The sequence below is a fragment of the Streptomyces griseus genome, from assembly GCF_001715295.1.
Classification (GTDB): domain Bacteria; phylum Actinomycetota; class Actinomycetes; order Streptomycetales; family Streptomycetaceae; genus Streptomyces; species Streptomyces griseus_G.
Map to the genome: position 1 here is coordinate 335,945 of NZ_MDKB01000002.1, position 14,127 is coordinate 350,071.

12 protein-coding genes are annotated in these 14,127 nt (G+C 71.1%); 9 read left to right on the plus strand and 3 right to left on the minus strand.

Features of this window, described 5'->3' with window-relative positions; translation table 11 throughout:
* Positions 1-3: 3 nt before the first annotated feature.
* Positions 4-3,126 carry a non-ribosomal peptide synthetase gene (locus BA175_RS08020; RefSeq protein ID WP_079159450.1) on the minus strand — a complete coding sequence of 1,041 codons (3,123 nt, stop codon included), beginning with the start codon at positions 3,124-3,126 and terminating at the stop codon, positions 4-6.
* A 317-nt stretch (positions 3,127-3,443) separates the two neighbouring features.
* Positions 3,444-4,469, minus strand: a complete 1,026-nt coding sequence (locus BA175_RS08025) for a helix-turn-helix domain-containing protein (protein WP_069170601.1) — start codon at positions 4,467-4,469, stop codon at positions 3,444-3,446.
* A 217-nt stretch (positions 4,470-4,686) separates the two neighbouring features.
* Between BA175_RS08025 and BA175_RS08030 the strand changes: the two genes are divergently transcribed.
* The 9 genes from BA175_RS08030 (at position 4,687) to BA175_RS08065 (ending at position 13,669) form a co-directional block, all read left to right on the plus strand.
* Complete coding sequence (locus tag BA175_RS08030) at positions 4,687-4,995, plus strand: hypothetical protein (protein ID WP_069170602.1); 309 nt, start codon at positions 4,687-4,689, stop codon at positions 4,993-4,995.
* Positions 4,996-6,093: 1,098 nt separating this feature from the next.
* The gene (locus BA175_RS30860) at positions 6,094-6,273 is read left to right on the plus strand and encodes a hypothetical protein (RefSeq protein ID WP_139131379.1); all 180 of its coding nucleotides are present in this window, start codon (positions 6,094-6,096) and stop codon (positions 6,271-6,273) included.
* Positions 6,274-6,314: 41 nt separating this feature from the next.
* The gene (locus BA175_RS08035; protein ID WP_175420780.1) at positions 6,315-7,394 is read left to right on the plus strand and encodes a ParB/RepB/Spo0J family partition protein; all 1,080 of its coding nucleotides are present in this window, start codon (positions 6,315-6,317) and stop codon (positions 7,392-7,394) included.
* A gap of 37 nt (positions 7,395-7,431) precedes the next feature.
* A complete protein-coding gene (dpgD, locus tag BA175_RS08040; RefSeq protein WP_069170603.1) occupies positions 7,432-8,229 on the plus strand; it encodes an enoyl-CoA-hydratase DpgD in 798 nt (265 codons plus the stop codon).
* A 152-nt stretch (positions 8,230-8,381) separates the two neighbouring features.
* Positions 8,382-9,104: a VOC family protein gene (locus BA175_RS08045; RefSeq protein ID WP_069170604.1), complete on the plus strand. Its 723-nt coding sequence runs from the start codon at positions 8,382-8,384 to the stop codon at positions 9,102-9,104.
* A gap of 761 nt (positions 9,105-9,865) precedes the next feature.
* Positions 9,866-10,810 (plus strand): ABC transporter ATP-binding protein, encoded by a 945-nt coding sequence (locus tag BA175_RS08050; protein WP_069170605.1) that lies wholly within the window; start codon positions 9,866-9,868, stop codon positions 10,808-10,810.
* On the plus strand, positions 10,807-11,784 hold the full coding sequence (locus BA175_RS08055; protein WP_069170606.1) for an ABC transporter permease: 978 nt from the start codon (positions 10,807-10,809) through the stop codon (positions 11,782-11,784). The genes BA175_RS08050 and BA175_RS08055 overlap by 4 nt, the downstream gene beginning before the upstream one ends.
* Before the next feature lie 49 nt (positions 11,785-11,833).
* Positions 11,834-12,238: a GntR family transcriptional regulator gene (locus BA175_RS08060; RefSeq protein WP_069170607.1), complete on the plus strand. Its 405-nt coding sequence runs from the start codon at positions 11,834-11,836 to the stop codon at positions 12,236-12,238.
* 486 nt (positions 12,239-12,724) lie between these two features.
* Positions 12,725-13,669, plus strand: a complete 945-nt coding sequence (locus BA175_RS08065) for a terpene synthase family protein (protein WP_438947321.1) — start codon at positions 12,725-12,727, stop codon at positions 13,667-13,669.
* Between the two features lie 126 nt (positions 13,670-13,795).
* Here the strand turns inward: BA175_RS08065 and BA175_RS08070 are convergent, their stop codons facing one another.
* Entirely contained in the window at positions 13,796-14,011 is a 216-nt protein-coding gene (locus BA175_RS08070; RefSeq protein WP_069170609.1) for an EF-hand domain-containing protein, read from the minus strand.
* Positions 14,012-14,127: the final 116 nt, after the last annotated feature.

A 14,127-nucleotide genomic window follows, 5' to 3' on the forward strand; every position in this document is an offset into this window, starting at 1 on the left:
CGGTCAGGCCGGTGCGGTGACGCCCGCGCCCATGCTGCGGTGTCCGGGGTCGGCCACGACCGTCGCGAGCAGTGCGGCGAACCGGTCGCGGACGCGTTCCGCCGTCGACGCGTCGAAGAGCGCGGTGTCGTACTCGAGATAGCCGGTGACGCCGAGCGGGCGGTGCCGGTCGTCGTACTGCTCCGTGAGGCTGAGGAGCAGATCGAACTTCGCGGTCGACGTGGCCTCCTCGACGACCGAGACGTCGAGGCCGGGCACGGCGAACTCGTAGCCCGTGACGTTCTGCAGGACGAACATGACCTGGAACAACGGGTGCCGGGACAGGGACCGGGGCGGGTTGACCGCTCCCACGACCTGCTCGAAGGGCACCTCCTGGTGGGCGTACGCGTCCAGGGTGACGTCCCGGACCCGGGCGAGCAGTTCGGTGAAGGAGGGGGCGCCCGACAGGTCGGTCCGCAGGACGACCGTGTTGGCGAAGAAGCCGACCAGGTCGTCGAGTGCCGCCTCGCCGCGCCCCGCCGTCACGGTCCCCACGGGGATGTCCGCCCCGGCTCCGAGTTCGTGCAGCAGCACGGCCAGCCCTGCCTGGAGGACCATGAACGGCGTGACGCCGTTCCGGCGCGCCAGCTCGGCCACGGCCCGCTGCAGACCGGCATCGAGGCGGATCGGGAGCGCGGCGCCCCGGTGCTCGCCGTCCGCCGGGCGCGGCCGGTCGAGAGGCAGCGCCAGCTCGTCGGGCAGCCCGGCCAGCGCGTCCTTCCAGTACGCGAGTTGACGCGCGGCGAGGCTGTCCTCGTTCCGCGGGTCTCCGAGGAGGGAGGTCCGCCACAGCGTGTAGTCGGCGTACTGCACCGGCAGGCCGGCCCAGCGCGGGGCCTCGCCGGCGCGCCTCGCCGTGTAGGCGAGGGCGAGATCACGGCTGAGCGGAGCCTTGGACCAGCCGTCCGAGGCGATGTGATGCAGCGTCAGCACGAGGGTGTGCCGCTGCTCGTCCAGGACGAACAGCTCCGCCCGCAGGGGCAGGTCGGCCCGCAGGTCGAAGGGCCGGCGGCCGGACTCGCGCACGGCGACGTCGAGTTCCGTGGCACGGACGTGTCTGACGGGCAGCGCGGGACGCACATCCTCCGGCTCGATGACCACCTGGTGGGGCTCGCCGGCCTCCTCACCCACCACGGTGCGCAGGCTCTCGTGCCGGACGATCACGTCCCGGACCGCTTCGCGCAGCGCGTCCCGGTCCACGTCACCCTCCAGATGCAGGACGACGGGCAGGTGGTACAGCGCCGAAGGTCCGTCCCACTGTTCCAGGAACCACATCCGGTGCTGGGCGGCGGAGAGCGGGACGCGGGCCGGCCGCGGGCTCCGGGCGAGCCGTGGGCGGCCGGGACCGGAAGCCGGTCCCCGAAGGAGCGGGAGCAGCGCGGTGACCGTAGGAGCGCCGAAGATCTGCCGGACGGACACCTCCGCGCCGAAGGCGGCCCGCAGCTCACCGATCAGCCGGGTGGCGAGGAGGGAGTGGCCGCCGAGGTCGAAGAAGTCGTCGTCCACGCCTACGCGTTCGGCGCCGAGGACCTCCGCGAAGAGAGCGCAGAGCCTGCCCTCGTCCTCGGAGCGCGGCGCGCGGTAGGCGGCGCTCGCGGTGAACTGCGGTGCGGGCAGGGCCCGGTGGTCGATCTTTCCGTGCGGCGTGAGAGGAAGGGCGTCCAGCGCCACGAACGCGGCCGGGACCATGTAGTCGGGCAGGGCGGCCGCCGCGTGGTCGCGCAGCGCGTCGGTGCGGACGGCACCGGCACCCACGCAGTACGCCACCAGGCGCTTGCCGCCGTCGGCCTCGCGGGCCGTGACCACGACCTGGTCGAGGCCCGGGAACGTCGACAGGGCGGTTTCCACCTCGCCCGGCTCGACCCGGAAGCCGCGGATCTTGACCTGGCCGTCGGCACGGCCGAGGAAGTGGAGGACACCGTCCGCGCCCCGGCGCACGATGTCACCGGTGCGGTACATGCGGCTGCCGGCCGGCCCGTCGGGGTCGGGTACGAAGCGCTCGGCGGTGAGTCCGGGGCGGCCCAGGTAGCCGCGGGCCAGTCCCGCCCCGGCGATGCACAGCTCGCCGGGGGCGCCGCCCTCGGCCGGGGTCAGCCGTTCGTCCAGGACGTGTGCGCGCATGCCGTCCAGGGGGCGGCCCATGGCGATCTCACCGGAGATCCGGGAGGGATCCGTGTAGGCGTGCTGGGTGGCGTACAGGGTGGTCTCGGTGGGGCCGTACGTGGCGCGGACCACCGTCCCGGGGCAGGCTTCCAGGATCCGCCGCACCGCGACCGGGGAGATCACGTCGCCCCCCGTGGACACCTCGCGCAGCCCGCGGAAGGTCTCGGGAGCGGACTCGGCGACGGTCCGCAGCAGACCGGCGGTCATCTCCAGGCTGGTGATCCTCTCCGCGCCGAAGAGCGCGCGGAGCCGGGGCGCGGACACGTCGTCGTCGGCCGCGACGACGGACGTGGCACCGCGCAGCAGGGGCATCCACAGGCCGTGCAGGGAGGCGTCGAACGCGTACGGGGCGATCATCAGGACGCGCTCGTGGTGGCCGGTACCGAACAGGGAGTCGTCCACCAGGTCGATCACATTGCGGTGACTGACGGCGACGCCCTTGGGTGCGCCGGTGGAGCCGGAAGTGAACATGACGTACGCCAGTTGGTCCGGCGAGCACACCGCCGTCGACGCGGAGGCGGCTCCGGGGACGTCCGGTCCGTCGACCGGGACCACGGTGATGTCGCCCCCGGGAAGTCCCTGAGCGGTGGTCACCGCGTCGGCCAGCAGGACGCGGGCCCCGGTCGCGCGAAGGATCCGCTCCATCCGCTCCACCGGATACCCGCTGTGCAGGGGCACGTAGTAACCGCCGGCCCTGAGGACCCCCAGAAGGGCCACCGTGAGGTCCACGCTGCGATCGGTCAGCACCGCGACCGGCGTCTCCCGGACCACTCCGAGACCCAGCAGGAGGTGCGCCAGCGCGCCGGACCGCCGGTCCAGCTCCCGGTAGGTCAGCTCACGCCCCCCGGAGCGCACCGCGATCGCATCCGGAGTACGCGCGGCCTGTTCCTGGAACCGCCCATGAAGGGATGGCGCGTCACGCATCTGGTACCACTCCACATCAGGGTCGGGGCAATGCCCTGCAAACACAGGAGCAGAGGGTGGCCCGGCTGGAAAGAATCTCCGCGGAATTCGAAAGAGCGTGAATCGGAGATCCGCTGGTGTCGTGGGCCACCAGACCAGAAACGAAGAGGAGCGTCAACGCGCTGCGGTCCTGCCGGCTTTCGCGCACGGCCCGGCGAGAAATTGCGTGCCCGGCTCTCCTTGCGCGAATCGCTCAAGTGACGTCGGGAATCACTTGGACAGCCCGCGCGGACACGGGGCCCCTCGCCGGGGCGGCCCCGCCGCGACCGGTGCGCGGGTCAGTCGGCGCTCAGCGGGAGGAACCCCAGCTGGATGGCGAGCACTCCCGCCTGGAAACGGCTGCGCGCGCCGAGTTGGGTCATCAGGCCCGACGTGATCCGACGTGCGGTGCGCGGTGACACACCGAGGCGCTTGGCGATAGCCTCATCGGTGTGGCCGAGGGCCAACAGCCGCAGGGCTTCGGCCTGTTGGCCGGTCAGCTCTCCCGGAGCCGGGGGCACGGGTGTCTCGAGCGACTCCGCGGACTGCCACACCCTCTCGAAGAGTGAATGCAGTGCGGCCACCATGCCCGGTGCACTCACGCGAACGGCGCCGGACGCGGTGTCATCGGCATTGACGGCGATCATCACGGACTTGCGATCGTAGATGATCATCCGGTTAGGTAGCGACGGGACGGTACGGACTTTGCACCCTTGCTCGATCAGCCAGTGCGCATGGTCCGTCGTCGGCCGGTCGCTGCGAATACTGTCCAGATAGACGGTCCGCATCTGCACGCCACGCTGCAGCAATTGCTGATTGAGAGGCCGGGACGCCTCCATGTTCGCGGGCTCTTGCGGGCCACCCGGTGCGAAAGTGAGAAGCTCTTCGGCAACCTCACCGTTCATGACCGCCAAGTGGTCGCGTATGGCGTCCAGCCCGGACAGGTACTCGACCTCCGCCTCGAAGGATCCGGGCAGTCTGCGCTCCTCGTAGGCCAGGATGAATCTGGCCGCGGCCGCTTGGGCCGCCTCCAGTCTCTGCTGGTGAGCGGCGAGTTCGGAACGCTGCCGAGCGATCAGGACGTCCATGCCCCGCTGCGGGCTGACCGCGTACACGCGGTGAGGGGATTCGGCCGACGCGCGCACGAGGGCCAGTGCGCTCAACCGGTCGAGTGCGCCTCGGACGGCGTGCTCCGGCAGGCTCAGCCGGCAGCAGATATCGGCGACACCCTCCACCCCCTCCAGCAGAGCGCCGTAGACGGACTCCGCAATCGGCTCCAGGCCGAGCGAGTCCATAAGGCCATGCACCACTTCCCCATCAACCATTTCGCCCCCACCCCGATACAAACTGGCCCATTCTAATCTACCGATCGCGTCCGAACGAGGCAAGAAGGTGCCCGTTTTGGTCAGAGTTTGATTCATATGAATTCAGATGACCCACCTTGTGTACTGCCAGGCTCACCGCTGTCGACCGGAGCCACCGCCACCCGACGGGCCCATACCCGAACCATCGGAACCGAGAATTCGAAGGACAGGACCACCCATGTTTCTCGTCCATGTGACCCTCCGGCCGCGCCGGTCGGAGGCGGAATTACCCGACTCCACCGCGAAGTCGATCGGCCTGCTCTGCGCGGGCCTGCACGGATTCGAGCACGTGAGCGTACACCCGCACGCACTCCCGCATCCGGTCGTCGCCTTCTACGTACGGACCGAGTCGCTCCTGGAGGCCGAGGCCGCGGCCCACGCGCTGTGGCACCACTCCAGCTCCGGGCTCGTGGAGCTGCGGGACTGGGAGCCGGTGCGGGCCGAGAGCCCGTTGTTCAGACCGGATCTCGAACCGGGTCCGTCCTGAGAGCTCGTCACCGCTTAGGCCTCGGCCGGCGGGCGGTTGAGGCGGGCGGGCTGTCCGCCGGGGGCACGGTGACGGCACGAGCGCGTGACACGGTCGTGGGATCCGGCCTTCTCGAGTGGCCTCCCGCACCCCGACCTGCGGGCGACGAGGGGAAGTCGTCGTGGAGTTCGAGGCGGCGCTGCCGTCCGACGGCGGGGCTTCGAGCCGGTGGAGCAGGGCCGAGGTCTGCTCGACGACGTGGCGGAGTGCGCCTCACACCTTGATGTTCGGGGCCCCTTGCGGGAGATCACCGGCACGGTCCGACGTCCGCGCTGTGCGCGCCGGACGGCCCGCGGGTCGTACGCCTCGCCGCCCAGGACCGGGGCGGGACGTCGGCGCGGGCGGGCGGGGCGCCCGGCGACGGGCGGGGGTACCGTCGACGACGTCCAGGTCCGGGTGGCGTCGTCGACGTGAGCGGACGTCGTGACGACGTGCAGCGGGGCGCCCTTGCCGTCGCGGCTCGGACGGTGCCGGCTGCCCGGCTTCCGCAGGCCGACCGGCGACGGACCGGGCGCACCACCCCCTCCTCCGCGCGGACGCGGGGGCCCGCCCGCCCTCCCGTGGGACCGGTCGAGCCCTTCGGCCGCGTTCGGCTCAGCGGGCAGCGCGCGGTGCCGTCGCCCGGAAGACGCCGGCCCCAAGGGCTGTCCCGGACGCCACCGGCACGTCCGCCAGGAGCCGGACCCCCTCACCGGGGGCGGTACCCAGGGCGATGCCCTGATGCGCCACGTGCGGAAGGCCCTGCGGGCACAGCCGGCCACCTGCCGGTTCGGGCCCCCGGCGACCGTTCCGGCCAGGGTGGGCGCAGTGGTTCCATCCGCGCCCACGGGTCGGCGTCCACGGTCCAGGGTCGAGTCGTCCCACGGCACGTACGGCCGGTTCATCGCCTCGGCCATGCCGGCCCCGGGCACATCGGCAAGATCCTTTTACGGGCCCCGGGGCCCGTGGACGGAATAGGCCATGGCCAGTTTACCTCCCAGCCACCCGCTTTCCCTCTCCGCTAACCGACGGCAGTCTCTTCTTCATCAACGAGATCCGGTCCAGGAGATGGAGTATCCGATGACCCACCCGATTCTGCGCAATGTCCTTCGTAGTGCAATTGTGGCCAGTTTCATTGCGGCGGGCGTCGGGGTTTCGGTTCAGATCCAGAACCCCGGATCCCACGGCGTGGAAGTCCATGCGCAGACCGAGGGCACCGAAACGTCTTCGGAGGGCGTGAACGACCACGGATGGCAGTGAAACCGGCCACTTTCGGATCTGAGGGGATTCACGAAATGGAAATGGTCACGGAGCGAGCGGACTCCGATTATCTGATCAAGCTGCAGTCCCTCACCGGGACACTGCCCATCGAGCAGGTCCCCGTCGTCCACCTACGGACGGGATTCTCCCCGCGGGTCGACGGCGAGGACGCCGATCACATCCAGATCCTCGCCGAGAACGCCGACGACCTCCCTCCCATCCTCGTGCACCGCGCGAGCATGACGGTCATCGACGGCGCCCACCGTCTACGGGTGGCCGAACTCCTGGGCACGGACCGCATCGCGGTGCGGTTCTTCGACGGCGACCAGGCCGACGCCCGGCTCCTCGCCGTGGCGGCCAACGTCAGCCACGGGCGGCCCTTGTCCGTGGCCGACCGGTCGGCCGCGGCCGTGCGCATCTTCGCCGCACATCCGCGGTGGTCCAACCGCGCGGTCGCCGCGGTCGCCGGCCTCTCCCCGAAGAAGATCGCCCGCCTGCGGAAGGACTTGGTCCTGCCGGAGTCCGATTCCCGGGTGGGGCGTGACGGCCGGGTCCGCCCCATCGATTCCGCACGTCGTCGGGAACGGGCCGGCGAGCTGCTCCGGAGCAATCCCGGCTCCTCCCTGCGGCAGATTGCGGCCGAGGTCGGACTCGCTCCGGCGACGGTGGCCGACGTACGGGACCGGATCCAGCGCGGCGAGAGTCCGGTACCGAGCGGCGTACGGGGGCGCACGGCCCGGTCCGCCGACGCATCCCACCTGACGCGGCAGCCGGGCGCCCGGTCCGCCGGACATCCCGTGCCGGGCGCGCGCCCTCAGGTGGACGAGGCGTCGCTGCGTACCGCGCTGGAGGACGTCAGGAAGATCACCGGCATGCTGGCCCGCGATCCCTCCCTGCGGCACAACACGTCCGGTCGGTCCCTTCTGCGCCTGCTCGACGTGTGCACACTGATCACCCTGGACCGGCAGAAGATAACCGAGACGGTACCCGCGCACTGCAAGGAATCGGTCGCCCAGCTGGCCCGTGGATACGCCGGAATGTGGCGGTGGCTGGCCGAGGATCTGGTGCGGCAGGTCGAGGAGATGCGCGACCTCGGCGACGACGGGGCGCTCAGCGCGTGACACCCGTACGCACCCCTTCCTTCCCGGCGAGGAGAACATGACCGCGGACGTCCTGTACGAGAAAGACGGCCATGTGGCCCGCGTCACACTCAACCGCCCGGCCGTGCTCAACGCGATGGACCTGGCGACCCATGAGCGGCTTGCCGATATCTGGGACGATTTCGAACAGGACGACGAGCTGTGGGTGGCGGTGCTGTCCGGTGCCGGTGACCGTTCCTTCTCGGTCGGGCAGGACCTGAAGGAGCTGGAGCGGCGCACCGGAGCGGGGCAGGCGACGCCATCGACGTGGGGAAGCCGCGGAAAGCCGGGCTGGCCCCGGCTGACCGAACGGTTCCACCTGGCCAAGCCGGTGGTGGCGCGGGTCAACGGATACGCGCTCGGCGGCGGATTCGAACTGGCGCTGGCGTGCGACGTCATCGTGGCGGCCGAGCATGCCGAGTTCGGGCTGCCGGAAGCCCGGCTCGGCCTGATAGCCGGCGCGGGCGGGGTCTTCCGGCTCACCCGGCAGGCGCCGTTCCGCGTCGCGCTCGGCCACCTCATGACGGGCCGCAGGCTGAGTGCCGCTCGGGCGTACGAACTGGGTCTCGTCAACTCGGTCGTTCCGGCGGAGGAGTTGGACCCCTGCGTCGATGCGTGGGTCGACGACATCCTGCGCTGCGCTCCCCTGGCGGTCCGTGCGGTCAAGGAGGCCGCACTGACCTCCGCGGACCTCCCGCTGGCGCAGGCGTTCGCCACGCGCTACGTGTGGGAGGAACGGCGTATGCACAGCGAGGACGCGAAGGAAGGGCCCCGCTCCTTCGTGGAGAAGCGGCCGCCCCGGTGGCAGGCCCGCTGATCCGGCCGGCTCGCAGGCCGGTGACGTTGCGTCGCCGACGCGGCCGGGAACCGCCCGCGCCTCGCTGCACGCGCCGTTCGGCGACTCTAGACTGTATCCGCGAAGGGCCGAGGTGCCGTGTCGGCCTTCAGCGGATCGGAGATGCACCGGGTATGACCAGTCAACTTTTCGCGGTCTGCTTCAACGCGACGGCGCCGTCGGATCTGGCCCGCTTCTGGTCCGGGGTCCTGGGCTGGGGGCCGGTCACCGGACCGGACGACGGTGTGACGATCCTGCCGCCGGAGGGCACCGGCTTCCGTATCCGGTTCCTGCCGGGCCGGGAGCCGAAGACCGCTCAGAACCGGGCGCACTTCGACCTGACGAGCACGTCCCCCGAGAACCAGCGGCGGACGGTGGCCAGGGCCCTCGAACTCGGGGGAACGCACATCGACGTGGGTCAGCGCCCCGAAGAGGGACACGTGGTGCTCGCCGATCCGGACGGCAACGAGTTCTGCGTCATCGAGGCGGGCAACACGTTCCTCGCCGACACCGGCCTCATCGGAGCGGTGGCCTGCGACGGTACACAAGAGGTCGGCTACTTCTGGAGCGAGGCACTGGGCTGGCCGCTGGTCTGGGACCAGGACGAGGAGACCGCGATCCAGTCGCCGAACGGCGGCACGAAGATCACTTGGGGAGGCCCTCCGGTGGCGCCGAAGGAGGGCACGAACCGGCTGTACTTCGAGCTGGCGCTGCCCGTGGGCGCGGACCTGGAAGCGGAGGTCGGCCGTCTGGTCTCGCTCGGCGCGGCACGGACGGACCCGGGTGTGGTCGACGCCGCCCTGGTTCGGATGCTCGACCCCGACGGGAACGAGTTCGCGGTACGGACCGCTCCCTGACGTCGTCTTCGGCCTGCGCACCATGGACGCGAGGTCCTTGGCTTCCGCGTTCGCCGCTGTGCGGGGTCCGTTCGCCGGGTGTGTGCACGTCGGGGCGTGAGGTGGTGGGGCGCCGTTCCCGCGGCCGACCGGCCCGCCGGAATCGGGGCGGAAGGATCTCGGAGCTCCGGTGGGGCGGGCGGCCTTCGGGCGGACGTGCCGCACATCGCGGCGGACACGGGCCGTCATGGTTCTGCGGGGGCGGGCCGGGTTTCTCCCAGGGCCGGCGCGGATCAGCGGCGGTGGGGCGGGTGAGCCGGTGCCGGCCGAGGACGACGAGGATCAGCCTCCACCGGCCGGCGGCCTCGGGGCCGCGGATCGCCGGGCAGGTCCGGCCCTGGGTCCGCTCGGCCGGCCGGAAGGCGTGCTCGATGCCGTACCGCCGCAGGAACGCCTGCCCGAGCAGGCCGATGCGCGTCTCGGCGCGTCGGCGCCTGACCACCTGAGCCGTACCGTCCCCGGGATCGCGCCGCCGGCCGGATGGCCGGCCCGCGGAAGGATCACGGTGCCTTCGACGAGCGGCAGGTCGCCGGGCGGGGCCGTCCAGGCGGACACACACGGTGATCGACCGCACCCGGCCGACGCGGCGCCTGCCGTGCCGACCCGTCGCCGCTGAGCCCCCATCACCCCCGCACCGCGCTCCCGCCGCACCGCCGGTTGACAGCCACACCCCGCGATGACCATGATTCCACTAATTGACTCATTGAATCGAGGCGAGGCGCGTGGCAGAAACGAGCACCCCGGAGAGGGTCTCCGGCACATGGGCACTGGAGGCCCGCGGTCTGGGCAAGCGCTACCGACGCGGCTGGGCACTGCGCGACTGCTCCTTCCGGCTGCCGGCCGGCCGGATCTGCGGCCTGGTGGGCCCCAACGGAGCCGGGAAGAGCACCTTGCTGGGCCTGGCCACCCGGCAGGTGGAGCCGACCGAAGGGGAACTGCGCGTCTTCGGCGTGCCCGTCGGCGACTCGGCGGTGATGCCCAGGTTCGCCTTCCTCGGCCAGGACAAGCCGCTGTTCAAGCGGTTCACCGTGGCGGAGACCCTGCGGTTGGGCCGGGAACTCAACCCCGGCTGGGACGCGGCGGCGGCCGAGCGGATCGTCCGCTCGGGCGACATCCCGGCGCACGCCCGTATCGGCACCCTCTCCGGCGGCCAGCGCACCCGGGTCGCGTTCGCCCTGGCCTTCGGCAAGCGGCCGGACCTGCTGCTGCTCGACGAGCCGATGTCGGACCTCGACCCACTGGCCCGCGACGAGATGGGCACCCTGCTGATGGCGGAAGCGGTCGAGCGCGGGACCACGGTGATGATGTCGTCCCACATGCTCGCCGAACTGGAGGACATGTGCGACTACCTGCTGGTCGTCTCCCAGGGCAGGGTCCGCATGGCCGGTGACGCCGACGCGCTCGTCCCGGCCCACACCCTGGTGACCGGGGTGACCCGGGACGGGTCGCTGCCCTCCGCCCTCGACGGCCACACGGTGATCGAGAACCGCGTGCAGGGCCGGCAGTTCCAGGCGATGGTGCGGCCCGGCGGCCCGCTGTCAGCCGACTGGCAGGTCTCCGAACCCAGCCTGGAGGAAGTCCTGCTGGCCTATCTCCGCTCCCCTGATGCTCCCGCCCTCTACACACCGGGCGCCCGTGTCGAGGCCGAAGGGACCCAGGCCGCATGAGCACCATCCCCACCCTGACCGACACCCGTGAGGGGCGCGCCACCCGGCCGCGGTTCCTCGGGGGACTGACCTGGCTGGTCCTGCGTCAGCACCGGATCACCACGCTCGCCGTGCTCGCCCTCGTGGTGTTCACCTCCCTCTGGATCGTGTACCAGCGCAACGAGCTGACCCAGCTGCTCGACGCGGCGGGCTGGCCCGCGAAGGAGGCGCCGATCCCGGTCGTCGGCCGGCAGTACGAGTACCTGACGATGCTGCTGGGCTCGCTGCCGGTGGTCCTCGCCGTGTTCCTCGGCGCCCCGCTCATCGCGGCCGACCAGGAGCAGGGAACGGCCCAGCTGGTCACCACCCAGTCGGTGACGCGCCGCCGTTGGCTGACCGCGAAGCTCGGCTGGTGCTTCCTGACCGTCCTGGCCGGATGCGCCGTCCTCTCCGCGCTTTTCACGTGGTTCTGGCAGCCGCACCGCTCGGTGCTCGCCGGCAACTGGCTGGAGGGCGAGATCTTCGACAGCACCGGCCCGATGCTTCCCGCCCTCGCCCTCTTCCTCACCGCCGCGGGTGTCACCATCGGCCTCCTGCTGCGCCGCGTCCTGGCCGCGATGGTGGCCACCTTCGTCTTCTCCGTGGGCGCCCAGGTCGTCTGGGGCGAGCTGATCCGCCGGAAGCTGGGTACGCCACGCTTCGTGACCTACCCGCTGGACGGCGACCTCCCGGCACGCTTCCAGGACGCCTACGAGCTCGACCGGTGGGTCGGGAGCGCGGACGGGACGCTGTACGGCTGGGGTGTCTGTGCCGAAGCGACCGAGAAGGCGACCGACGCGTGCATCGAGGAGAAGGGGATCGTCGACAACGTCGTCGAGTACTACGCCCACAGCCAGATGGCGGGCATGCAGTGGGCCGGCGCCGGGATCCTGATCGCCGGCACCGCGCTCCTCACCGGGTTCGTCCTGTGGTGGGCCTCCCGGCGCCCCGTGTAGGACCCGCATCCTTCATCTACGTAAAGTATCGGTATTCGAGCGGAAGGTGATGTCCGTGGTCGTGTTCCGCATCGACCGGCGCAGCGGGGTGGCGACGTACCTCCAGATCGTCCGCCAGGTCGAACAGGCGCTGCGGATGGGAGCGTTGGAGGAAGGTGACCGGCTGCCCACGGCAGCGCAGGTGGCCGCCACCACGAAGGTCAACCCCAACACGACGCTCAAGGCCTACCGCGAGCTGGAGCGGGCGGGACTCGCCGAGGTACGCCAGGGGGCGGGGACTTTCATCACCCGCTCCCTCGCCGATCCCGGATCGGGCCCCGACTGGCCGCTGCGTACCGCGCTGAACGAATGGATGCACCAGGCGCGCGAGGAGGGGCTGGACGGAGCAGAGGTCCAGGCACTCTTCTCGGCCTGTTTCGCGGCCGCCTATCCCTCCGGCGGGAGCGCGGGCTGATCCGCCCTGGCGGTACGGCTTTCCGACGTGCCCGGAGGTGACGTCCTACCAGGCCGGATCGTCCGTTGTACGCGTGTGGGGCCCCTGGTTCTCCAGGGGCCCCACACGTGCATGCATGAACATGCGTCCATCAGGATCAAGCAGTTTCGGTCACCAACGGCTTCCATTGATCACGTACACAGGGTTCACTAGGTGTGACGCATGGTCACGCGACCTCCCCCACCGGCTCGCGGATCCGGTTCCCGGGCCCAGGCCCCGGCGGAGGAAGGAGGACGGCGACGACCGCCCCACCTCGTACGGCGACCCTTCGGCCGGGCCCGACGAGCCCCGCCGCCCGCCCGCCACGGACCGGTGCCGGTGCGTCGCCGCCGTTGCGTCTCCCGTTCTCATCCTTCATCCGCACCCATTCGACGAGGGGCACCCATGAGCCAGATCGTTCTGCCTGCGTTTCACATGCCGTTCCGGAGTGCGGGGTGCAATCCGGGCATGGAGGAAACGAAGAAGGCCGCCTGGAAGTGGGCCGAGGCCAACGGGCTCTCGCTCGCCCCGTCCGCCCGCAAGAAGATGCTCCGCACCCGGCCGGAGCTCTGGATCTCCCTGATATTCCCCGGGGCTTCCCAGCAGCATCTCGATCTCTTCTGCCAGTGGCTCTTCTGGGCCTTCCTCGTCGACGACGAGTTCGACGACGGACCGGCGGGACGTGATCCGCGCATGTGTGAGGCGGCGATCACCCGCCTGGTCGGCGTCCTGGACGGGGCCGAGCCGCACGGCCCCATGGAGAACGCCCTCGAAGGCCTGCGGGAACGGACCTGCGGGGACCGGTCGGCCGCCTGGAACCGGCAGTTCCGCCGGGACACCGTCTCCTGGCTGTGGACGTACTACGCGGAGGCCGTGGAGCGGGCCGCCGGACAGGTGCCGACCCGGGCCGACTTCGTGAGGCACCGCCGGGACTCCGTGGCCATGCAGCCCTTCCTGGATCTCCATGAGATCACCGCCGGGACGGACCTTCCGGAATCCGCCCGCAGCCTGCCCGCCTATATCGCCCTGCGCCATGCGGTGACCGACCACTCGGGCCTCTGCAACGACATCTGCTCGTTCGAGAAGGAGGCGGTGCTGGGTTACGAGCACAATGCGGTCCGGCTCATCCAGCGGGACCGCAACTGCACGCTCCAGGCGGCGGTGGACGAGGCCGGGGTTCAACTGGCGCGCATCGCCGAGCGGATCCAGCGCGCGGAGCGGGAACTGGTCGAGGAGATGGCGGCCGCCGGGATCGAGGGGCCGGTACGGGCGGCGCTGGAGCGCTGCGTCCAGGACTACCGTGGCCTCGTACGCGGGGACTTCGACTACCACGCGCGGGCGGAGCGCTACACACGCCCCGACCTGGTGGAGGTCGACCGGCGGGACACGCTCTCCGGGTACTTCGCCGCCTGACGGCGGAGGCGGCGCGCGCCCCGGGCACCCGGCGACGGGCTTCGGGCACCCCGCGCAGCCCCCCGCGCCCCGTAGATATCGAGCACACCGGGAACGCCGGCCCGGCCCGCGCCGGGCCGGTGCGTTTCAGGCCTTGTTCTGGGCGGCCCAGAACTCGTCGAACGTGAGCTCGCCGTCACCGTTGCCGTCGTGGGCGTTGATGATGGCCTGCGCCACCGTCTCGGTGACGAACGGGTCGCCCAGCCGCGCCATCGCGCTCTTGTACTCGGCGGCCGTTATCCGGCCGTCGCCGTTCTGGTCGAAGTGCTCGAATGCCTTACGTGCCGACTCGATGTCCGCCACTGTCCCGCCCCTTCGTTAAGCGTCGTTGACGGAGGTCAGATTAACGGGCGGCGTGCCCGGCGGGGCACACCACCCGGTGCGGACGGGCCGTGCGGACGAGCGGCAGGGACAGCCGC